Consider the following 20,788-nt stretch of genomic DNA (forward strand, 5'->3'; position numbering starts at 1 on the left):
CCGGTCAACGGCCGCGTCGACCGGGTCACCGGGCCAGGTCGCTCAGCGAGTCCCCGGCCGTGCGGATCCCGCCGAACAGGATGATCGACGCGGCCACCGCGATCATGCCGACCATCAGCCCGAACGTGCCGCGCGGGCCGAACGCCGCCAGCGCGGCGACCACGATGTAGGGCTGCACCGCCCCGCCGAGGTGCCCCAGGCCGTCGCCGATGGACATGCCGGAGGCGCGGGCGCGCGTCGGGAACACCTCCGAGGTGTAGGCGTAGCCCAGCGCCGGCGCCATGATCCAGATCCCGGCGAGGAACGCGCCGACGATCAGCAGCCCCGGCCCGTGGCTCACCGCGACCAGGGTGATGCCGAGCATCCCGACGAGTCCGGCCGCGGCCGCCGAGTGCTTGCGGTTCCAGCGGTCGATGACCAGCACGGACACGAACCCGCCGACGAGGAAGCCGAGGTCGCCGATGGCGCTGTACAGCAGGCTCTTCCCGACGCCCATCTCCTCCAGCAGCGTCGGCAGGTAGGCCAGGTAGGCGTACGCGGCCATGTAGCTGAAGAACCAGAACAGGAACACGACGACGACCCGGCCGAGGTACGGCGGACGCAGCAGCTCCCAGGTCGGGAAGGTGGACAGGTCCCCCTCGGCCGCGACGGGACGCGGCTCGGGCAGCGTGTGTCCCCGCGCCCGGACGTGCGTCTCCATGCGGTCCAGCAGCCCGTCCGCCCGGTCGGGCCGGCCGTGCAGCACGAGCCAGCGCGGCGACTCGGGCACCCAGCGGTCGGTGAGGAAGACCAGCACGACGATCGCGAGGGCACCGAGGGCGAACACCACCCGCCAGCCGATGTCCGCGGGCAGCCACGAGATCAGGCCGAGCCCGATCCACGGCGCGGCCGCGAGCCCGACGCCGCCCCAGAAGACGTTGAGCGCCACGCCGCGCCCGCGCAGCCGCGGCGGGGACAGCTCGGTCATGATCGTCGCGGCGAGCGCGATCTCCGCCCCCATCCCCAGCCCGGTGACGGCCCGGAAGATCGCCAGGCTGGTCACGCTCCAGGACAGGGCGGTGAGGACGGCCCCGACGGACAGCAGCACCACCGACAGCGCGAGCGCGCGCCGGCGGCCGATGTAGTCGGCGAGGCTGGACAGGACGTAGGCGCCGACGATGTAGGCGAAGAGGTTGGTCGTCACCGGCAGGGCGAGGTCCGCGCCGCTGAGCCCGAACCGCTCCTCCAGCACCGGCAGCGTGACCCCGATCGCGGTGATGTCGTAGAAGGTGAAGAAGTACGACGCCCCGACGACGACGAACACCACGGGCGAGAGCCCGAAGACCGGGAGCCGGTCCAGCCGGGCGTTCACCCCCGCGACGCGCTCCGCGGTGACTGACTGTGAACCCATGGTGGCCATGGCGGCCTCTCCCGGTCCGGCGGTGTGACGAGCGGAAGTGTTGCACCGTGAATCAGTTCACGCAGGGTGGATCACCTTGCGATCTGCTTTCGGCCCCGCCCCTTGCCACAGCCCCTTAATGTCCGTACATTTTGTGCAGCCGTCCCGAGGGGAGAGACATGAGCAGCTGGTCGGCCGGCTGGACACCTGGTCATCCCCACGCGGGGCTGGTCGGCTCCGCCGCCGCGGGTCTCGGCCGTGCCGGGCGGGCCGTCCGCCGCGTCGGCCCGGGTCTCGCGCTCGCCCTGCTGGTCGCCGCGGCCGCCACCGGCATCGGCCGGCTCGTCCCGGTGCTCGGCGGGCCGGTGCTCGGGATCGTGCTCGGCGCGCTGGTCGGCGCGGTGGTCCGCCCGGGCCGGGTCCTCGCCCCGGGCCTGGCCGTGGCCGCCCGGCCGCTGCTGCAGGCGTCGATCGTCGTGCTCGGGACCGGCCTCTCGCTGCAGCAGGTGGTGCGCGTCGGGCTCGGCTCGCTCCCGGTCATGCTCGGCACGCTCGCGGTGGCCCTCGGCGGAGGCTGGCTGCTCGGCCGGCTGCTCGGCGTCACCGGTGACACCCGCACCCTGGTCTCGGTCGGGACCGGCATCTGCGGGGCCTCGGCGATCGCCGCGGTCGCCTCGGTGATCGAGCCCCGGCGGACCGACCTCGCCTACGCGGTCGGCACGATCGTGACCTTCAACGTGGCCGCCGTGCTGCTCTTCCCGGTGGTCGGGCACGCGCTGGCGATGGACCAGACGGCGTTCGGCCTCTGGGCCGGGACGGCGATCAACGACACCTCGTCCGTGGTCGCGGCGGCCGTCTCCTACGGGCCGGAGGCAGCGCAGGAGGGAATCGTCGTCAAGCTGACGAGAACCCTGATGATCGTGCCGGTGGTGCTGGCCCTGGCGCTGCTGCGCGGGCGCCGGACCGGCGACATCCGCCCGGTGCCGTGGCGGAAGGTCGTCCCGCTGTTCCTGGTCGGCTTCCTCCTCGCCGCCGGCGCGCAGAGCCTCGGCCTGGTCCCGGTGGGCTGGCACGCGGGCCTCGCCCTGCTCGGAACCTTCCTCCTGACGACGGCGCTGGCCGGCATCGGCCTCACCCTCCGGTTCGCCGACATGCGCGCCGCCGGGTTCCGCCCGCTCCTGCTCGGCGGGCTGCTCTGGGTCGCCGTGGCCGCGTCGAGCCTGGGCCTGCAGGCCGCCACCGGCGCGCTGTAGCTCAGGCGAGCCGCCCCGCCAGGGCCTCGTGCCGGCGTGCGCTGTCGGCGTTCATCCCGGTGATCGTCACCTCGGTCCCGCGGGCCGCGTACTTCTGCGCGACGGCGTCGAGCACGGCCACCGTGGAGGCGTCCCAGACGTGCGCGCCGGAGAGGTCGATCGTGACCTCCGCGGGGTCGTCGGCGTAGGCGAAGCGGAGCACGAGGTCGTTGCTGGAGGCGAAGAACAGCTGGCCGCGGACGCGGTAGACCACCCGCTCCTCGTCGGCCTCCCGGTCGATCTCGACGAGCCGGGCGACGCGCCGCACGAACAGCAGCGCGGCCACGACGACCCCCACCCCGACGCCGTAGGCCAGGTTGTGGGTCGCGACGGTGACCACCACCGTCGCGAGCATCACCGCCGTCTCGCTGCGCGGCATGCCGCGCAGCGTGCGGAGACTGTGCCAGTCGAAGGTCCCCACCGCCACCATGATCATGACGCCGGCGAGGGCGGCCATCGGGATCCGCGCGACGACCGGGCCGAGGACCACGCAGAGCACGAGCAGGAACAGGCCGGCGAGGAAGGTGGACAGCCGGGTGCGGGCGCCGGCCCGGACGTTGATCATCGTCTGGCCGATCATCGCGCAGCCGCCCATGCCGCCGAAGATCCCGGTGACGACGTTGGCCACGCCCTGACCCCAGGACTCGCGGCGGGCGTCGGAGCGCGTGTCGGTGATCTCGTCGACGAGCCGCGCGGTCATCAGCGACTCGAGCAGCCCGACCAGCGCCATCCCGAGCGCGTACGGCGCGATGATGCGCAGCGTCTCCCAGCTCAGGGGCACGTCGGGCAGGCCCGGCACCGGGAGCGTGGACGGCAGGGCTCCCTGGTCGCCGACGGTGGGCACGGAGATCCCGGCGCCGACGGTGACGGCGGTGAGCACGACGATCGCGACGAGCGGCGCCGGCACCACCGTGGTGAGCCGGGGCAGCAGGACCATGATCGCCAGGCCGACGGCCAGCAGCGGGTAGACCGCCCAGGGCACGCCCCACACCTGCGGGAACTGCGCGGCCGCGATGAGGATCGCGAGCGCGTTGACGAAGCCGACCATCACGCTGCGCGGCAGGAAGCGCATCAGCTTCGCCACCCCCAGCAGCCCGAACACCACCTGCAGCACCCCGGCCAGGATCACGGCGGCGACCAGGTACGGCAGCCCGTGGTCGCGCACCAGCGGGGCCACGACGAGAGCCACCGCCCCGGTCGCCGCGGAGATCATCGCGGGGCGACCGCCGACCACCGCGATCGTCACGGCCATGGTGAACGAGGCGAACAGCCCCACCTGCGGCTCGACGCCGGCGATGAGGGAGAAGGCGATCGCCTCCGGGATGAGGGCGAGCGCGACCACGAGGCCGGACAGCACCTCGGTGCGCAGGACGGCGGGCTTCGTCAGCGCAGCCAGGGCAGGCGGGGCGGACAGGGCAGGACGGGACACGGGCGGCCTTCACGGGTCGTCGCCGGGCAGCGGTCGGCGACGGTGCGGAGGCTGCGGCGTGAGTGCGGGGAGAGCTGGAGTGCGCGAACCGCGCACGGGTGACGCTAAGGGTGCGCGGGGCGTTGCGGGCGAACCGGTGTGACCGACCCGACGCCGCCCGTACGGTCGTCCGGCCCTGAACGATCGATAAGAAGGGCCTTGAGTGTGACGTCGCCGTCATGTGAGACTCGCGCGGTCGTCCGAGACCCCCCAGCGTCGGAGGAAGTGTGAAGACCAAGGGTGCACTGCTGTACGAGCCGAACACCGACTGGAAGGTCGAGGAGATCGAGATCGGGGACCCGGTCGCGGGCGAGGTGCAGGTCCGGCTCGCCGCCACCGGCCTCTGCCACTCCGACGAGCACGTCCGCACCGGGGCCAACACCGTGCCCGTGTACCCCGTCCTCGGCGGGCACGAGGGCGCCGGCGTGGTGACCCGGGTGGGCCCGGGCGTCGTCGGGCTGGAGGAGGGCGACCACGTCGTCCTCGGCTTCATCCCCGCCTGCGGCGTCTGCAAGCCTTGTTCGAAGGGCATGCAGAACCTCTGCGACCAGGGCGCGAACCTGCTGACCGGCAAGGCGATCGCCGACGACACCTTCCGGATCACCGCGTCGGGCAACCCGGTGTCGCCGATGTGCCTGCTCGGGACGTTCTCGCCGTACGTCTGCGTGAACCAGTCGTCCGTGATCAAGATCGAGAAGGACGTCGACCTGGCCACCGCGGCCCTGCTCGGCTGCGGCGTCTCCACCGGCTGGGGCTCCACCGCCTCGATCGGCGGCACCAAGGCCGGCGACGTCGTGGTGGTCGTCGGCGTCGGCGGCGTCGGGATCAACGCGGTGCAGGGCGCCGCGGCGGCCGGCGCGCGCATGGTCGTCGCGGTCGACCCGGTGGCCTACAAGCGCGAGTGGGCCCAGGAGTTCGGCGCCACCCACACCTTCTCCTCCATGGCCGAGGCGCTCGAGCCGCTGCGCGACCTCACCTGGGGCACCATGGCCGACACCGTGGCGCTGACCGTCGGTGAGCTCGAGGGCGACATGATCCAGCCCGCGCTGGACCTCACGGCGAAGGGCGGCCAGGTCGTCGTCACGGCGATCGCGGACATGCAGCAGGTCGACGCGAAGGTCGGGCTGTTCGAGCTGGCCCTGCTGCAGAAGCGGATCCAGGGCGCGATCTTCGGCGGGATCAGCCCGCGCACCCAGATCCCGCGGCTGCTCGACGAGTACCGCGCGGGCCGGCTCAAGCTCGACGAGCTCGTGACCCGCACGTACACCCTGGAGGAGATCAACCAGGGCTACCAGGACATGCGCGACGGGCAGAACCTGCGCGGAGTCGTCCGCTACACCGAGGCCGACTGGTAGACCGCGGTCAGGCAAGCTCTCCTCCGGCGGCGGGCCGCTCCCGCCGCCGGAGGATGACCCACGTCCAGGCGACCTCAGGAGAACGATGACGTCCCCGCGACTGCCCGGCAGCGGCCAGCACTGGATCGCGCAGATCGACCGGCACGCCCACCAGACACCCGACCGCGCCGCCCTGGTCTTCCGCGGCGAGCGGATCACCTGGGCGCAGCTGCGGTCGCGGGTGCGTGCGCTGGCCGGGGCGCTGGCCGAGCAGGGGGTCCGCGAGGGCGACCGGGTGGCGGTGCTGATGAGCAACCGGCCCGAGTTCCTGGAGGCCGTGCTCGCCGCGAACGCGCTGCGCGCCATCGCGGTGCCGGTGAACTTCCGGCTCTCCGCCGAGGAGGTCGCGTTCATCCTCGGCGACAGCGGCTCCGTCGCGCTGGCCGTCGACGCCGACCTCGCCCCGCTCGCGGCGCAGGTCCGCGGCACGCTCGCGGGCCCGGCCGTCGTGCTGGTCACCGGGACCGATCCCGCCGACGCGGGCCCCGGCTCGCTGTCGTTCGACGAGCTGGCCGCCGGGCCGGAGCGCCCGCTGCCCGAGATCGCGATCGACGAGCACGACCCGGCGCTGATCATGTACACGTCCGGCACCACCGGGCGGCCGAAGGGCGCGGTACTCAGCCACCTCAACCTGTCGGTGCAGACGCAGACGCTGATCCGCTACTGGCGCCTCTACCGGGACGACGAGGTCAACCTCTGCGCCTCGCCGATGTTCCACATCGCGGCGATCGGCGGGATCGCTCCGCTCATCGCGACCGGCGGCACCACGGTGATCCTGCCCAGCGGCCAGTTCGACCCGGACGGGCTGCTCGACGTCCTGCAGCGCGAACGGGTCACGCACGTGTTCCTCGTCCCGGCACAGTGGCAGGCCGTGGTCGCCGTGCCCGACGCCGGTGCGCGGGCCGCCCACCTGCGCGTCATGTGCTGGGGCGCGGCCCCGGCGTCGGTCACCCTGCTGGAGCGGATGGCCGAGACCTTCCCGGGCGTGCCCAACGTCTGCACCTTCGGCCAGACCGAGATGTCCCCGGTCACCACGGTGCTGGAGGGCGAGGACGCGATCCGCAAGATCGGGTCCGTGGGCAAGCCGGTCCCGGCCGTGTCCATCCGGATCGTCGACGACGAGATGAAGGACGTCGCGCAGGGCGAGATCGGCGAGATCGTCTACCGCGGCCCGAACCTGATGGCCGGCTACTGGAACCTGCCGGAGGCCACGGCGGACGCGTTCGCCGGCGGCTGGTTCCACTCCGGCGACCTGGTGCGGGAGGACGAGGAGGGCTTCCTCTACGTCGTCGACCGCAAGAAGGACATGATCATCTCCGGCGGGGAGAACATCTACTGCGCCGAGGTCGAGAACGTCCTGGCCGCGCACCCCGGGGTGGCCGACGTCGCCGTGGTCGCCGCGCCGCACGAGAAGTGGGGCGAGACCCCGGTCGCCGTGGTCGTGCCGCTGGACCCGGCCGCCCCGCCGTCGCTCGACGACCTCACCGAGTGGTGCCGCACCCGGCTCGCCTCGTACAAGAAGCCGACCCGGGTGCTGGTGCTCGACGCGCTGCCCCGCAACGCGTCGGGCAAGGTCCTCAAGCCGGTGCTGCGCGACCGCGTGCGATGAGTCCGGGGTCCCGCGACGGTCAGAAGGACATGCTGATCGTCGCGGGACACCTCGTCGTCGACCCCGCCGAGCGGGACGGCTACGTCGCCGGATGTGCGCAGGTCGTGGAGCTCGCCCGGGCGGCCGAGGGCTGCCTGGACTTCTCCATCACCGCGGACGTGCTCGACCCGGGCAGGGTGAACGTCTACGAGCGCTGGACGGCGGAGGAGCCGCTGCTCGCCTTCCGGGGCGGCGGGCCCTCCGAGGGCCAGCAGGCGCAGATCCTCGACGCGGACGTGAAGCGGTACACGATCTCCGCAGTGGGCGATCCCTAGGGAGACTTGCGGCCGCCGCCGAGCAGGCCGCCGAGGAGGTCACCCAGCCCGCCGCCGAGGATCCCGCCCTGGCCGGACTGCCCGCCCGCGCCGCCGCCGAGGATCCCGCCGAGCAGGTCCCCGAGACCGCCACCCGAGCCCGCGCCGGACCCGGACAGGCCGCCCGTGCCCGCGGACCCGCCGGCCAGCTTCTTGGCCAGGTAGGACATCACGATCGGGGCGAGGATCGGCAGCAGCTTCGCGATCAGGCCGGAGCCGTCCTGCCCGCCGAGCGCGCCCTGCGCGCCGGGGGCCGCGGCCCCGCCGCCGGGGCTCCCGCCGAGCGGGCCGAGCCCGCCCAGCTGGTTGACGACCACCGGGCGCTGCTCGCCGAACACGTGCCCGACGATCCGGTCGCCGTCCGTGGTGTCGACCTGTCCGAGGTCCACCCCGCCGTCGATCAGGCCGGAGTCGTGCTGCTGCACCGCGTGCGCGAGGGAGGCGGCCCCCGCGGGGTCCTCCGCGTTGGCCTGGATGCCGCCGAGCAGGGCCGGCAGCGCCTGACGGGCGGCGTGTTCCGCGGTGGCCTCGTCGACGCCCAGGCGGGCCGCGAGGTCTCCGAGCGGAACCTGGGCGAGGATCTCGTCGACCGGGCTCATGCGGCGGAGACTAGCGGCGGTCCCGTGGTCCGCGCGCCCCGTTCGTCGTCCGGGACCGACCACAGGGGTGTCCACAGGACCCCGGGTAGGTTCCGCGGCGAGACACGAGGAGGCGTCATGCGGCTGGGGTTCCACATCGGCTACTGGTCCTCGGGCCCGCCGCCGGGTGCGCAGGAGTCGGTGCTGGCCGCCGAGCGGCTGGGCTACGAGTCGGTGTGGTCGGCCGAGGCGTACGGCTCGGACTGCCTCACCCCGCTGGCCTGGTGGGGCGCCGCGACCAGCCGGATCACGCTGGGGACCAACATCCTGCAGATGTCGGCGCGCACCCCGACCGCCGCCGCGATGGCCGCGCTGACCATGGACCACCTCTCCGGCGGCCGGTTCGTGTTGGGCCTCGGCGCGTCGGGCCCGCAGGTCGTGGAGGGCTGGTACGGGCAGCGCTACCCGCGGCCGCTGGCCCGCACCCGCGAGTACATCGCGATCGTGCGGAAGGTGCTGGCCCGCGAGGAGCCCGTGGCCTTCGACGGCGAGTTCTACCGGCTGCCGGTCGACGGCGGCGCCGGCCTGGGCAAGCCGCTGCGCTCGACCGTCCACCCCGTGCGCCCGGACCTGCCGATCCACCTGGCCGCCGAGGGCCCGAAGAACGTCGCGCTGGCCGCCGAGATCGCGGACGGCTGGCTGCCGCTCTTCTTCTCCCCCAAGGCCGACGCGTTCTACCGCGACGCCCTCGCCGAGGGCTTCGCCCGCCCCGGGGCGCGCCGCACGGCGGACGACTTCCGGGTCCAGGCCTCCCTGCCCGTGATCGTCGACGCGGACGTCGAGCGCGCCGCCGACCACGTCCGGCCCTTCCTCGCCCTCTACGTCGGCGGGATGGGCGCCAAGGACGCCAACTTCCACAACCAGGTCTTCGTCCGGATGGGCTGGGAGGCCGAGTGCGCCCGGATCCAGGAGCTGTACCTGGAGGGCCGCAAGAAGGAGGCGGTGGCCGCGGTGCCCACGGCGATGGTCGAGGACGTCGCGCTGGTCGGGCCGAAGGAGAAGATCCGCGCGGAGCTCCCCGCCTGGGAGGAGACCGTCGTCGACACGATCCTCGTGCAGGGGGACCCGCGCGGCCTCGAGGCCGTGGCCGACGCGCTGTCCTGAGCGGGCGGCGCATTCGCTCGAGAGGTCTGAGCGAGAGCGCCGTTCACCGGGGGGAGCGGGGTCAGAAGCGGTACCGGGTCTGGCCGTAGGTGCCCTTGGCGAAGGCCCACACCGCCTCGGGGGCCACGGCGAACACCAGGGCGGGGCCGCCGTCGCCGACGAAGGTGCCGTCGTCCGCGACGTCGAAGTGCCACTCCTCGCCGTACTTCGCGACGTAGGCGTCGGCGACGGCCTGCAGCGCCGCGGTGTCCGTGACGCGCACCGCCTCGCCCTCGACGACGACGTCGAGCCCCCGGTCCAGGTCGTTGCAGCCGGTCGTGACCACGCAGCCCGGGGTCTCCGCGAGGTTGCGGGCCTTGCGCTCCCCCGCCCCGGTGCAGAAGTGCAGCGCCCCCTCGTGCCACACCGCGATCAGCGGCGTGACGTGCGGGCGGCGGCCGCCGGGCCGGACCGTCGAGACCCAGTACAACGGCGCGTCGGCGAGCCGCGCGCGGGCGGTCGCCCACGGCGTCGGCTGGGCGGCGGGCTCGCTGTAGCGGCCGTCGAACTCGGTCACCGGCTCGAGCGTGCGGGTCATGGCGGGCCTCCTCGGGTCGTCGTCGGATGGACCGCCGCCACGCCCGGAACTCATCGCCTACCGTGGAGCCGGGGGTGCTCCATGAGGTACGAGTCCGCCGTCGAGAAGGCCATCCGCGAGGCCGTGGAACGCGGCGAGTTCGACGACCTGCCCGGCAAGGGCCGGCCGCTGCCGAACCTGGCCGACGCGGACGAGAACTGGTGGATCAAGGGCTACCTGCGGCGCGAGGGCGTGCCGTCCGACGCGCTGCTGCCCACCCCGGTCCAGCTCCGCAAGGAGGTCGAGCGGCTGCCGGAGACGGTTCGTGACCTGCCGACCGAGCAGGCCGTGCGCGATCTCGTCGCCGAGCTGAACACCCGCATCGCCACCTGTCTGCGCGCCCCGGACGGGCCGCGGTTGCCGCTGCGCCGCGCCGATCCCGACGCCGTCGCGGAGGCCTGGCGGGCCCACCGGGAGGCGCGTTCGGCCGCCCTGCGGCAGGCCCGCGCACGGGAGACGCCCGCACCGCGGCGGAGCCGGTGGTGGCGCCGGGGGGCACGGGCGAACTAGCGTCGGGAGAAGATCACCGTCGCTCGTGGAGGTACCTCGTGCCCGACCGCTGGGGCATCACCCTGCCGCTCTCCGGCCTCCCGCTCCGCGAGCAACGCGCGGTGGTCGAACGGCTCCCCGACCTCGGCTACACGGACGTCTGGAGCGCCGAGGCGGACCGGACCGACGCGTTCACCCCGCTGGTCCTGGCCGCGCAGTGGGCCCCGGCGCTGCGGCTGGGCACCGCGATCGTGCCGGCCTTCACCCGCGGCCCGGCCCTCCTCGCGCAGTCCGCGGCCACCCTCGCCAACCTGGCGCCCGGCCGGTTCGCGCTCGGCATCGGCAGCTCGTCCGACGTGATCGTGGAGGGCTGGAACGGCATCCCCTTCGACGAGCCCTACGGGCGGGTGCGGGACACCCTGCGGTTCCTCCGCGCGGCGTTCACCGGCGAGCGGGTGGCCGAGGACTGGGCGTCGTTCTCGATCCGCGGGTTCCGGCTGGGCGAGGTGCCCGACCCGGTGCCGCCGGTGCTGGTCGCGGCGCTGCGGCCCGGGATGCTGCGGCTCGCCGGCCGGGAGGGCGACGGCGCGATCGTCAACTGGCTCACGGCCGACGACGTCCGGGCCGTCGCCCCGCACGTGCGCGAGTACGGCAAGCCCGACGCCGAGATCGTGGCCCGGATCTTCGTGGTGCCCGACGCCGAGCCGGACGAGGCCCGCGCGCTCGGCCGCCGGCTCGCCGCCGCGTACCTCAACGTCCCGGTCTACCGCGCCTTCCACCAGTGGCTGGGCCGCACCGAGCTCGGGCCGATGTGGAAGCTCTGGGCGGACGGGGACCGGCGCGGTGCCGTCGAGGCCATCCCCGACGACGTCGTCGACCGGCTGGTGCTGCACGGTCCCGCCGCCGCGGTGCGCGAGCAGGTGGAGGAGTACGTGAAGGCGGGGGTGAGCACGCCGGTGCTGGCGCCGCTCGGCGGCGGGGACCCGGTCGCGACCGTCGAGGCCCTGGCGCCGCAGTAGCCCGGTAGCCCGGTGGCTCAGTTGCGGGGGCGCAGCCCGTCCATGACCAGGTCGAGCAGCCGGCCGGCCTGCTCGCGCTGCTCGGGCGCACCGGCGGACAGCGTGATCCCGGACAGCGCGGCGATCACGTCCCCGGGGTCGACGTCCGAGCGCAGGGTGCCCTCCTTCGCGCCGGCCTCGAGGAAGGAGCCGACGGCCTCGCGCATCCGCGCCTTGGTCTCGGCGTACGGGTTGCCTCCGGTCGCGACGATCGCCCGCAGGGTGTCCGCCATGCCGCGCTTGGCCGTCATGTAGTCGACGAAGCGGTCCATCCAGGTCCGCATCGCGCGGTCCGGCGGCTCGGCTTCGAGCAGGCCCGGGACCGCGTCGCACAGCCGGGCCACCTCACTGCGGTAGGCCGCCTCGACCAGGGCCTCCCGCGTGGGGAAGTGCCGGTAGAGCGTGCCGATCCCGACGCCCGCCGCCTTCGCGATGCCCTCCAGCGACACGTCCCGGCCGGGCTGGGAGAAGGCCTCGACGGCCACCTGGAGCAGCCGTTCGCGGTTGCGCCGCGCGTCCGCGCGCAGCGGCCGTCCCGACTCCGCCGGCGCGTCGCCGCCAGTTGTGACCTGCATCACTGTCTCCTGTCAACCGGAACAGCCTCCGGTTCACCCGGGTTCGGACCGGAGGCAGCTCCGGTTGCACTGTACGCGCCCGGGCGCACTCGCCGGGCGTGCCACGATTCTCGCGGAAGGGGTTCCCATGACCGTCACGTTCACCCCCTCGATCTCCCGCCCCTTCACCGGCCCGTTCGGGGCCGACACCACCGCCGCCGAGGTCGTCGCCGGCCTCGACCTGGGCGGCCGCCGCGCCGTCGTCACCGGCGCGGCCTCCGGCATCGGCCTCGAGACCGCCCGCGCGCTCGCCTCCGCCGGCGCCTGCGTGACGCTCGCCGTGCGCGACCTCGACGCGGGGGCCGCCACCGCCGCCGAGATCACCCGGGTCACCGACAACGAGCTCGTCTCGGTCGCCCGGCTCGACCTCACCGACCGCACGTCCATCCGGGCCTTCGTGGCCAACTGGGACGGCCCGCTCCACATGCTGGTCCTCAACGCCGGGGTCATGGCCGCACCGCTGACCCGCACCGCGGAGCACTGGGAGCTGCAGTTCGCGACCAACCACCTCGGGCACTTCGCCCTGGCCACCGGCCTGTTCCCGGCGCTCGTCGCCGCGGACGGGGCGCGGGTGGTGTCGGTGTCGTCGGCGGCGCACCTGCGCTCGCCGATCGTGTTCGACGACGTCCACTACCACGGCCGGGACTACGACCCGTGGACCGCGTACGGGCAGTCCAAGACCGCGAACGTGCTGTTCGCGGTGCAGGCCAACCGGCAGTGGGGCGGCGACGGGATCCACGTCAACGCCCTCAGCCCGGGCGGGATCCGTACGAACCTGCAGCGCCACCTCCGCCCGGCCGAGCTCACGTCGCTGGAGCAGCGGGGCGCCGCGACGGGCTGGAAGACGCCGGAGCAGGGGGCCGCGACCTCGGTGCTGCTCGCCGCGTCGCCGCTGGTGGAGGGCATCGGCGGGCGGTACTTCGAGGACTGCGCCGAGGCCGGCCCGCACGTGCCGGGTACCTACCGGGGTGTCGCGGACTACGCCGTGGACCCCGAGTCCGCCGAGCGGCTGTGGGACGTCTCCATGGCGACCATCAGGGTGTGAGGGGCGCTCCGCCTCAGGGTGTGAACACTCCCGCCCGTTCGAGGTGGACCCGCAGCAGCTCGCCGATGTGCAGCATGTGGTCGCGCATGGCCGCCCGCGCCGCCCCCGCGTCGCGGGCGGCCAGCGCCGCGAGCACCGGGCCGTGGTCGCGGACCGAAGCCTTCACCCACCCGTCGACCCGGCCGTAGTGGCTGCGCGGCAGGTACTTGAGCGACATCGTCAGCTGGGTCTGCAGCCGCGCCGAGAGGCCCGGCCGGTTGATCGCCGAGTGGATCTCGTGATTGACCCGGAAGACCTCGTCGGGATCGCCGGCGCGGGCGGCGTCGACCAGCCCGGCCTGCAGCTCGTGCAGCCGGCGGACGTCGGCGTCGGTCAGCAGGTCCACGGCCCGCGCCGCCAGCTCGCCCTCGATGAACGCGGCCACTGCGAACATGTCCACGACGTCCCGCTCGGTCAGCGGCACCACCCGGAACCCGCGCCGGGGCTCCCAGCGCACCGCGCCCTCGCTGTGCAGCACCATCAGCGCCTCGCGCACCGGCGTGGCGCTCACCCCGAGCCGCTCGGCGAGCTGCTCGGTGCGCAGGTAGTCCGCCCCGCGGAGCTCCCCGGACATGATCGCCTCGCGAACGACCATCGCGACGTGCTCGGACAGCTGGCGCCGCTCCGTCCCCACCGGGATCGCCATCCCGGCAGCCTAGCCAGCGATCAGGCCGGGGCCGGGTCCGCGGGCGCGGCGGCACCGGCGGGGCTGGTCGACCCCATCCCGTGCCGGGCGAGGAACTCCAGGGCCAGGTCCGCGGCGTCCCGCCAGGTCGAGTCGACGGCGTACGAGTGGCCGGCATCCGGGAACGCGGCCCACTCCGTGACCCCGGGGCTGCGGGAGAGGATGCGGTAGGCGGCGCGGCTGGTCGCCTCCGGCACCGTCCGGTCCTTCCCGGCCCCGACGACGAGCACGGGCCCGCGGTCGCGGTGCACGTCGACCGACGCCTCGCTGTGCAGCGCGAAGTTGGCGGTCGCGGCCTGGAACAGCGGCTTCATCGGCGAGGGGACGGCGTAGGCGTCGTAGAGCGCGTCGGACTCCTCGCGGCTGATCGCGTTGGCGAAGCCCGCGTGCCAGGAGTCCTTCGAGTGGATCCAGCTCCTGGTGCGCAGCTTCGGCTTGCTCAGCACCGGGAACGCCGTCCTGAGCTGGGCGGGCGGCAGCGCCAGGTTGCCCTTGAACTGGGCGGGCGAGAACGCGATGCAGGCCCGCGCGCACCCCTGGCCCAGGAGCTTCTCGGCGATCAGCCCGCCGAAGGAGTGGCCGATCACGATCGGCTGGGTGGGCAGGTCGGAGATCAGCGAGGCGAAGTGGTCCGTGACCACCGCGATGCCGCGGTTCGCCACGGCATCGGGGTCGGCGCGGCACTCCTCGGCCGTCGGCGCCTCGCCGGGCCAGCCGGGGGCGACGGGCGCGTACCCGCGCTCCGTGAACAGCTCCACCCACGGCGTCCAGCTCGACGCGTGCAGCCAGAGGCCGTGGACGAAGACGACGGGGATCGGGTCGGGCGCGGGGATCGACACGTGTGTCCTCCGTGGATGGCCGGAAAGCGCAGCGTAAGGCCGTTCCGCGGGCCGGTCGATCGCCCGGATGCCGGAGCCGGGATCTTCCCCGCCGACGGTCCGGCTCCGCCGCCGGACGACCACCGGCGGGGACGAACCGGCACCGACCGGCGGGATTACGTGCGGATCAGCTGGGGCAGACTGCCGGTGTGGAGGACTTCTTCTCGGCCTACCGGCACGGCTTCCTGCGCACGGCCGCCTGCACGATCCACACGACGATCGCCGACCCGTCGGCGAACGCCGCCGCGGTGCTGGAGACGGCGCGCGCGCTCGACGAGGACGGGGTCGGGCTCGCGGTCTTCCCCGAGCTGACGCTGACCGGCTACTCGATCGAGGACATCCTCCTGCAGGACACGCTCCTCGACGCGGTGGCCGCGGCGCTCGACGAGATCGTGGCCGGCTCGGCCGGGCTGCTGCCGGTGCTCGTGGTGGGCGCGCCCCTGCGCCACCGGCAGCGCGTGCGCAACTGCGCGGTCGTGATCCACCGGGGGCGCGTCCTCGGTGTCGCGCCGAAGTCCTACCTGCCGACCTACCGGGAGTTCTACGAGCGCCGGCAGATCGGCGCGGGCGACGACGTCACCGGCACGATCCGGATCGGCGGCGAGGACGTGCCGATCGGGCCCGACCTGCTGTTCGCCGCCTCCGACGTGCCCGGCTTCGTGCTGCACGTGGAGATCTGCGAGGACATGTGGGTGCCGGTCCCGCCCTCGGCCGAGGCCGCGCTGGCCGGCGCGACGGTGCTGGCCAACCTGTCCGGCAGCCCGATCACCGTGGGCCGGGCGGAGGACCGGAAGCTCATGGCCCGCAGCGCCTCCTCGCGCTGCCTGGCCGCCTACGTCTACGCCGCCGCCGGCGAGGGCGAGTCGTCGACCGACCTCGCGTGGGACGGCCAGACGATGATCTACGAGAACGGCCTGCTGCTCGCCGAGACCGAGCGCTTCCCCCAGGGGGCGCGCCAGTCCGTGGCCGACGTCGACATCGCGACCCTCTCCGCCGAGCGGGTGCGGATGGGGACGTTCGACGACAACCGCCGCCACCACGCCGACCGCACGGACGCCTTCCGCCGCGTCGAGTTCCGGCTCGACCCGCCGCGCGGCGACCTCGGCCTGCGCCGCGAGATCGAGCGCTTCCCGTTCGTGCCCGCGGACGAGTCGCGCCTCGAGCAGGACTGCTACGAGGCCTACAACATCCAGGTCTCCGGCCTGGAGCAGCGGATGCGGGCGATCGGGAACCCGAAGGTCGTCATCGGGGTGTCCGGGGGCCTGGACTCCACGCACGCGCTGATCGTTGCGGCGCGGGCGATGGACCGGGCCGGGCGGCCGCGCAGCGACATCCTCGGGTTCACCCTGCCCGGCTTCGCCACCGGCGACCGGACGAAGGGCAACGCCTACCGCCTGGCCGAGGCCCTCGGCGTCACCTTCGAGGAGATCGACATCACCGAGACCGCGCGGCTGATGCTGCGCAACCTCGGCCACCCGTTCTCCGCCGGCGAACCCGTCTACGACGTGACGTTCGAGAACGTCCAGGCCGGGCTGCGCACCGACTACCTGTTCCGCGCGGCCAACCAGCGGGGCGGGATCGTGCTCGGCACCGGCGACCTCTCCGAGCTGGCGCTGGGGTGGTCCACCTACGGCGTCGGCGACCAGATGTCGCACTACAACGTCAACGGCGGGGTGCCGAAGACCCTCATCCAGCACCTGATCCGGTGGGTCGTCTCGTCAAAGCAGTTCGACGACGAGGTGGGCGAGGTCCTCACGGACGTCCTCGACACCGAGATCACCCCGGAGCTGGTGCCGACCGGTGAGGACGAGGAGGTCCAGAGCAGCGAGGCCAAGGTGGGCCCCTACTCGCTGCAGGACTTCACGCTCTTCTACACCCTCCGCTACGGGCTGCGGCCGTCGAAGATCGCCTTCCTGCAGTGGCACGCCTGGCACGACCCGGCGCAGGGCCCGTGGCCGCCCGGCTTTCCCGAGGACGAGCGGCCGAGCTACTCGATGGCGGACATCCGGCGCTGGAGCGAGGTGTTCGCGCAGCGGTTCTTCTCGTTCAGCCAGTTCAAGCGCAGTGCGCTGCCGAACGGCCCGAAGGTCTCCGCCGGCGGGTCGCTCTCCCCGCGCGGGGATTGGCGGGCGCCGTCGGACATGTCGGCGCGGATCTGGCTCGACGAGATCCGCCGCGAGGTGCCCGAAAGCTAGCCGGGTGTGGCGCCTGCTGCGCCGGACGGCGTAACGCCGAGCGGGCGGTGACGACTACAAGGACGGGAGCCATCCGTTCGAGGGAGTTCGTCGTGCCCGACCGTCACACAGCGTGGGGAGCCTCCGGCTGGGGCTGCAACGCCCGCGAGCCCTGGGCACCGCCGCTGTTCACCGCCGCGCCGGCCGCCGACGAGCGCGGGCCCGCGGGCCGGGCCTCGCTGGTCGTCCTCGCCGTGCTGAGCCTGCTGCTGGCGGGCACCGCCTACGCCTACGGCGTCCTCCACCTGTTCTGACCCTCGCCGGCCGGCGGGCCCGGGCGCGATGAGTTCCGCGCCCCGCCGCGGTCCCCCTTCCGTACACCCGCGGAAGGAGAGCCCGATGAGCACGCCGACCACCTCGCCCGCGAGGGCGGGCCGCCGGGAGTGGACCGGCCTGGCCGTGCTCGCGCTGGCGTGCCTGCTCTACGTCATGGACCTGACGGTGCTGCAGCTCGCGCTCCCCCAGGTCAGCGCGGACCTCCAGCCGTCGAGCAGCCAGCTCCTGTGGATCGTCGACGTGTACGGCTTCATGGTCGCCGGCGCGCTGGTCACGATGGGCACGCTCGGCGACCGCATCGGCCGACGCCGGCTGCTCCTCGTCGGCGCCGCCGCCTTCGGTCTGACGTCGGTCCTCGCGGCCTTCTCCACCACGCCGGAGATGCTGATCGCGAGCCGGGCGCTGCTGGGCCTGTCCGGCGCGACGATCGCGCCCTCCACCCTGTCGCTGATCTTCCACATGTTCCGGGACCCGCGGGAGCGCTCGCTGGCCGTCGCGATCTGGATCGGCGCCTTCTCCGCAGGCAGCGGGATCGGGCCCGTGCTCGGCGGCGTGCTGCTCGGCTTCTTCTGGTGGGGCTCGGTGTTCCTGCTGGCCCTGCCCGTGATGGGCGCGCTGCTGATCATCGGTCCCCGCGTGCTGCCCGAGTTCCGCGACCCCGACGCCGGCCGGCTCGACGTGCTCAGCGCCGCCATGTCCGTCGTCGCGCTGCTGGCCGTGGTGTTCGGCGTGAAGCGGATCGCCGAGCACGGGCCGGGCACGGGCGCGTTCGTGGCGATCACCGCCGGCCTGGTCGTGGGCGTGCTGTGGGTGCGGCGGCAGCGCCGGCTCGCCGAGCCGATGATCGACGTGGCGCTGTTCCGGAACCGCCGGTTCACCGCGGCGCTCGTGGTCAACTTCCTCGCGATCTTCGTGATGATCGGTTACTTCCTCTTCGTCGCGCAGTACCTGCAGCTCGTGCTGGGCCAGACGGCGCTGGAGGCGGGGCTGTGGTCGCTGCCGTCGGCGGCGGCGTTCGTGGTCGCCTCCCAGCTGGCGCCGCGGCTCCTGGGCGGGGTCCGGCCGGCGCGCGTCGTCGCGGGCGGACTGGGCTGCGCGGCCGCCGGGATGTTCCTGCTCACCACGGTCACCACGCAGCAGGGCCTGACCGCGCTGGTCGTGGCCTCGGTCGTGATCTCGCTGGGGATGGGCCCGGTGTTCGGCCTGACCACGGAGATGGTGGTCGGCTCGGCCCCGGAGGAGAAGGCGGGCGCGGCCTCGGGGATCTCGGAGACCGCCGCCGAGCTGGGTGGCGCGCTCGGGATCGCGGTGCTGGGCAGCATCGGCGTGGCGCTCTACCGCGGCGGGATCGCCGGTGCGCTGCCGGCCGGCGTCCCGGCCGAGGCGGCGGCCGCCGCCGAGGACACGTTGGGCGGGGCCGCGCGGGTGGCGGCCGAGCTGCCCGCGCCCGTCGGCGGCGAGCTGCTCGGGCTGGCCCGCGAGGTGTTCGTGACGGGCATGCAGGTCACCTCCTTCGCGGCGGGCTGCGTCGCGGTGGTGATCGCCGGCGTCGCCGCCGTGGCCCTCCGGCACGCCCGGCCGGCGGACCACGCCGAGCCCGTCGGGACCGCGGCGCGGCCCGAGCCCTGCCCGGCCTGACCAGGCCGGCCACGATCAGACCAGCAGCGCGGCGACGACCTCGGCGGGCGACGGCATCCCGGCGATCTCCCGGGCCACCACCCCGGCGGCCGCCCGCGGCTCCGGGTCGTTGAGCAGCGACGAGGCGACCTCGGCGACGGCGTCGGGCGTCGCCTCGCCGGGCAGCAGCCGCCGGCCGGCCCCGACGGCCAGCACCGCCCCGGCGTTGTCGAACTGGTCGGCGCACTGCGGCAGGAGGAGCTGCGGCACCCCGGAGGCCAGCGCGCCGAGGGTGGTTCCCGAGCCGCCGTGGTGCACCACCAGCGCCGCGTGCGGGAGCACGTCCGCCTGCGGCACCCACTGCTCGACGCGCACGGTGTCCGGCAGGTCGTCGACCAGCGCGGCGTCGATCATGGGCCCGGCGGCCACCAGCACCCGGGCGGGCAGCCGGCCGAGGCCGTCGATCGCGGTGCGCAGGACGCTGCCCTCGGCGAACGCCGTGCCCAGCGTGAGGTAGACCAGCGGCGGTCCGGGCTCCCCCACCCAGGCCGGCAGCGGGGCGGGCTCGGCGAAGGGCACCGAACGGAGCGGCACGCGGGGCGCGCGGTCCGGGGTGAAGGCGGCCAGGAAGGCCGGGTCCTGCAGCGACCGCGGGCAGACGTCGAGGAACGGGTCGCCGAGTCCCGGGCCTGCGACGACGGCGGGGTCCAGCCCCAGCTCGGCGGCCAGCCCGCCCACGTGGTCGCCGGCACGGGCGAGCATCTTGCCGCCCGCCACCCGTCCGAACCCGTGGCACAGGCCCCGGATCCCGGCCACCTTCGCCGCGAGCCCGGCCCCGAGGTCGCCCGCCTCGTGCACCACGACGTCCGGGCGCAGCTCCGCCAGTACGGGCGCGAGGTCGGCGGCCGTGCGCCGCGGCAGGACCTCGCCGAAGACCCGGCCGGCCATCGCCATCACCTCGTTCGGCGGGGTGGAGAACCGGTCCCGGGGGTCCTTCCCGGACTGCGCCCACACCTGCCCGAACGCCTCGCGGATCTCGCCGCCGGCCGCGACCGGCCGGAACCCCAACCGCTCGACGAGCGGGTGGAAGCTGGGTGCGATCGCGTAGGTCACCTCGTGCCCGGCCTCGCGTGCCGCGATCGCGAAGGGCAGCAGCGGGTAGGTGTGGCCGTGGGCGGCGATGCTCGAGATCAGGACGCGCACCCGTCCAACCTAGGACCGTTGCGCGGCGTACCGGTCAGCCGGCGCGCGCGGCCAGACCGGCCAGCAGCACGGCGAGGAGCTCGCGGAGGGTGCCGGTGAAGTCCAGGCGCAACGTAGCCAGCTCCGGATCGGAGTCGTAGGCCGCGAGCATCGCGGCCGAGGGCTGGGAGTGCGCCCACAGCGCCCCGGTGGTGAGGGCCAGTGCCCCGGCGAAAGCGAAGGCCGACTCCGCCGTCAGCTCGGGCAGCCGGGCGCGGACCAGGTCGGCGAGCTCCTCGGTGGCGGCGATCGCGGCGCGCTTGAACCGGGCCACGACTCCGGGCGAGACGTTGCGCTCCAGCACGGCGGCCTGCGCCGCGGCGAGGTCGCACAACACCGGCCGGGCGGCCAGCGCCTCGGCCAGCGCCCCGGCGAGCTCCTCCCGGCGGGCGCCCGGGTCGTCGGCGGTCACCGCGGCCGGGAGGCGCTCGGCGAGCTCGGTGAGCAGGGCCTGCCACTCGGCCACGAGCAGCTCCAGGAGCACGGCCTCGCGGGAGTCGAAGTAGCGCAGCACCGCGGACTTGGCCAGGCAGGACCCCCGGGCGAGGGCGGTGAGGGTCAGGTCGGCGACCGGCGCCTCGCGCAGCATCGCCTCGGCCGTGCCGAGGATCGCGCGCCGCCGCTCCTCGCGCTGCTCCGCGCTGCGTGCCCGCTGGAAACCCACGGTGCCGAGTTTACAGACCGCTGGTCACTTGTTATCGGACCGACGGTCCGTTACTGTCGAGGTCGTGAAAAGACCGACGGTCTGTTAGGAGAAGC

General features: G+C 74.1%; 20 protein-coding genes. 11 read left to right on the forward strand and 9 right to left on the reverse strand.

Going from position 1 to position 20,788, the window contains the following annotated elements; translation table 11 throughout:
• Nucleotides 1-25 precede the first annotated feature (25 nt).
• On the reverse strand, nucleotides 26-1,390 hold the full coding sequence (locus tag PKE99_RS13650) for an MFS transporter (protein WP_197040726.1): 1,365 nt from the start codon (nucleotides 1,388-1,390) through the stop codon (nucleotides 26-28).
• Between the two features lie 167 nt (nucleotides 1,391-1,557).
• Here PKE99_RS13650 and PKE99_RS13655 point away from each other — a divergent pair, with 167 nt between their 5' ends.
• Complete coding sequence (locus PKE99_RS13655; protein WP_037048483.1) at nucleotides 1,558-2,631, forward strand: YeiH family protein; 1,074 nt, start codon at nucleotides 1,558-1,560, stop codon at nucleotides 2,629-2,631.
• 1 nt (nucleotide 2,632) lies between these two features.
• On the opposite strand, the gene PKE99_RS13660 is transcribed toward PKE99_RS13655, so the two are convergent.
• Nucleotides 2,633-4,099: a SulP family inorganic anion transporter gene (locus PKE99_RS13660; RefSeq protein WP_051737759.1), complete on the reverse strand. Its 1,467-nt coding sequence runs from the start codon at nucleotides 4,097-4,099 to the stop codon at nucleotides 2,633-2,635.
• Nucleotides 4,100-4,365: 266 nt separating this feature from the next.
• On the opposite strand from PKE99_RS13660, the gene PKE99_RS13665 reads away from it, so the two are divergent.
• From PKE99_RS13665 to PKE99_RS13675, 3 genes are all read left to right on the forward strand, one after another.
• Entirely contained in the window at nucleotides 4,366-5,493 is a 1,128-nt protein-coding gene (locus PKE99_RS13665) for an NDMA-dependent alcohol dehydrogenase (protein WP_037048480.1), read from the forward strand.
• A gap of 85 nt (nucleotides 5,494-5,578) precedes the next feature.
• On the forward strand, nucleotides 5,579-7,141 hold the full coding sequence (locus tag PKE99_RS13670; protein ID WP_037048478.1) for a long-chain-fatty-acid--CoA ligase: 1,563 nt from the start codon (nucleotides 5,579-5,581) through the stop codon (nucleotides 7,139-7,141).
• A gap of 29 nt (nucleotides 7,142-7,170) precedes the next feature.
• Nucleotides 7,171-7,455 (forward strand): putative quinol monooxygenase, encoded by a 285-nt coding sequence (locus tag PKE99_RS13675; RefSeq protein WP_037048477.1) that lies wholly within the window; start codon nucleotides 7,171-7,173, stop codon nucleotides 7,453-7,455.
• On the opposite strand, the gene PKE99_RS13680 is transcribed toward PKE99_RS13675, so the two are convergent.
• Entirely contained in the window at nucleotides 7,452-8,093 is a 642-nt protein-coding gene (locus PKE99_RS13680) for a DUF937 domain-containing protein (protein ID WP_037048473.1), read from the reverse strand. The genes PKE99_RS13675 and PKE99_RS13680 overlap by 4 nt on opposite strands.
• 117 nt (nucleotides 8,094-8,210) lie before the next feature.
• On the opposite strand from PKE99_RS13680, the gene PKE99_RS13685 reads away from it, so the two are divergent.
• Nucleotides 8,211-9,236, forward strand: a complete 1,026-nt coding sequence (locus PKE99_RS13685) for an LLM class F420-dependent oxidoreductase (protein ID WP_037048471.1) — start codon at nucleotides 8,211-8,213, stop codon at nucleotides 9,234-9,236.
• 61 nt (nucleotides 9,237-9,297) lie between these two features.
• Here the strand turns inward: PKE99_RS13685 and PKE99_RS13690 are convergent, their stop codons facing one another.
• Nucleotides 9,298-9,813 (reverse strand): pyridoxamine 5'-phosphate oxidase family protein, encoded by a 516-nt coding sequence (locus PKE99_RS13690; protein ID WP_037048468.1) that lies wholly within the window; start codon nucleotides 9,811-9,813, stop codon nucleotides 9,298-9,300.
• A gap of 81 nt (nucleotides 9,814-9,894) precedes the next feature.
• Between PKE99_RS13690 and PKE99_RS13695 the strand changes: the two genes are divergently transcribed.
• Together PKE99_RS13695 and PKE99_RS13700 are read left to right on the forward strand one after the other, a co-directional pair.
• Nucleotides 9,895-10,362 (forward strand): DnaJ family domain-containing protein, encoded by a 468-nt coding sequence (locus tag PKE99_RS13695; RefSeq protein ID WP_037048465.1) that lies wholly within the window; start codon nucleotides 9,895-9,897, stop codon nucleotides 10,360-10,362.
• A 38-nt stretch (nucleotides 10,363-10,400) separates the two neighbouring features.
• Entirely contained in the window at nucleotides 10,401-11,360 is a 960-nt protein-coding gene (locus PKE99_RS13700) for an LLM class F420-dependent oxidoreductase (protein WP_037048463.1), read from the forward strand.
• Nucleotides 11,361-11,377: 17 nt separating this feature from the next.
• On the opposite strand, the gene PKE99_RS13705 is transcribed toward PKE99_RS13700, so the two are convergent.
• A complete protein-coding gene (locus PKE99_RS13705) occupies nucleotides 11,378-11,974 on the reverse strand; it encodes a TetR/AcrR family transcriptional regulator (protein ID WP_051737758.1) in 597 nt (198 codons plus the stop codon).
• Nucleotides 11,975-12,101: 127 nt separating this feature from the next.
• Here PKE99_RS13705 and PKE99_RS13710 point away from each other — a divergent pair, with 127 nt between their 5' ends.
• A complete protein-coding gene (locus PKE99_RS13710) occupies nucleotides 12,102-13,058 on the forward strand; it encodes an SDR family NAD(P)-dependent oxidoreductase (protein ID WP_037048461.1) in 957 nt (318 codons plus the stop codon).
• Nucleotides 13,059-13,071: 13 nt separating this feature from the next.
• Here PKE99_RS13710 and PKE99_RS13715 read toward each other — a convergent pair whose 3' ends face one another.
• Nucleotides 13,072-13,743: a GntR family transcriptional regulator gene (locus PKE99_RS13715; RefSeq protein ID WP_037048458.1), complete on the reverse strand. Its 672-nt coding sequence runs from the start codon at nucleotides 13,741-13,743 to the stop codon at nucleotides 13,072-13,074.
• Nucleotides 13,744-13,763: 20 nt separating this feature from the next.
• Nucleotides 13,764-14,621, reverse strand: coding sequence for an alpha/beta hydrolase (locus PKE99_RS13720; protein ID WP_231498297.1), 858 nt, complete (start codon nucleotides 14,619-14,621; stop codon nucleotides 13,764-13,766).
• A 188-nt stretch (nucleotides 14,622-14,809) separates the two neighbouring features.
• On the opposite strand from PKE99_RS13720, the gene PKE99_RS13725 reads away from it, so the two are divergent.
• From PKE99_RS13725 to PKE99_RS13735, 3 genes are all read left to right on the forward strand, one after another.
• Nucleotides 14,810-16,855, forward strand: coding sequence for an NAD(+) synthase (locus PKE99_RS13725; protein WP_037048456.1), 2,046 nt, complete (start codon nucleotides 14,810-14,812; stop codon nucleotides 16,853-16,855).
• 92 nt (nucleotides 16,856-16,947) lie between these two features.
• Nucleotides 16,948-17,148: a hypothetical protein gene (locus PKE99_RS13730; RefSeq protein WP_037048455.1), complete on the forward strand. Its 201-nt coding sequence runs from the start codon at nucleotides 16,948-16,950 to the stop codon at nucleotides 17,146-17,148.
• Nucleotides 17,149-17,233: 85 nt separating this feature from the next.
• Nucleotides 17,234-18,808, forward strand: a complete 1,575-nt coding sequence (locus tag PKE99_RS13735; RefSeq protein WP_037048453.1) for an MFS transporter — start codon at nucleotides 17,234-17,236, stop codon at nucleotides 18,806-18,808.
• A gap of 15 nt (nucleotides 18,809-18,823) precedes the next feature.
• Here PKE99_RS13735 and PKE99_RS13740 read toward each other — a convergent pair whose 3' ends face one another.
• Both PKE99_RS13740 and PKE99_RS13745 read right to left on the reverse strand, forming a co-directional pair.
• Nucleotides 18,824-19,990 (reverse strand): glycosyltransferase, encoded by a 1,167-nt coding sequence (locus tag PKE99_RS13740; protein ID WP_037048450.1) that lies wholly within the window; start codon nucleotides 19,988-19,990, stop codon nucleotides 18,824-18,826.
• A gap of 34 nt (nucleotides 19,991-20,024) precedes the next feature.
• Complete coding sequence (locus tag PKE99_RS13745) at nucleotides 20,025-20,693, reverse strand: TetR/AcrR family transcriptional regulator (RefSeq protein WP_037048447.1); 669 nt, start codon at nucleotides 20,691-20,693, stop codon at nucleotides 20,025-20,027.
• Nucleotides 20,694-20,788 lie beyond the last annotated feature (95 nt).

It is taken from the genome of Pseudonocardia halophobica (assembly GCF_027922425.1).
Lineage (GTDB): Bacteria > Actinomycetota > Actinomycetes > Mycobacteriales > Pseudonocardiaceae > Pseudonocardia > Pseudonocardia halophobica.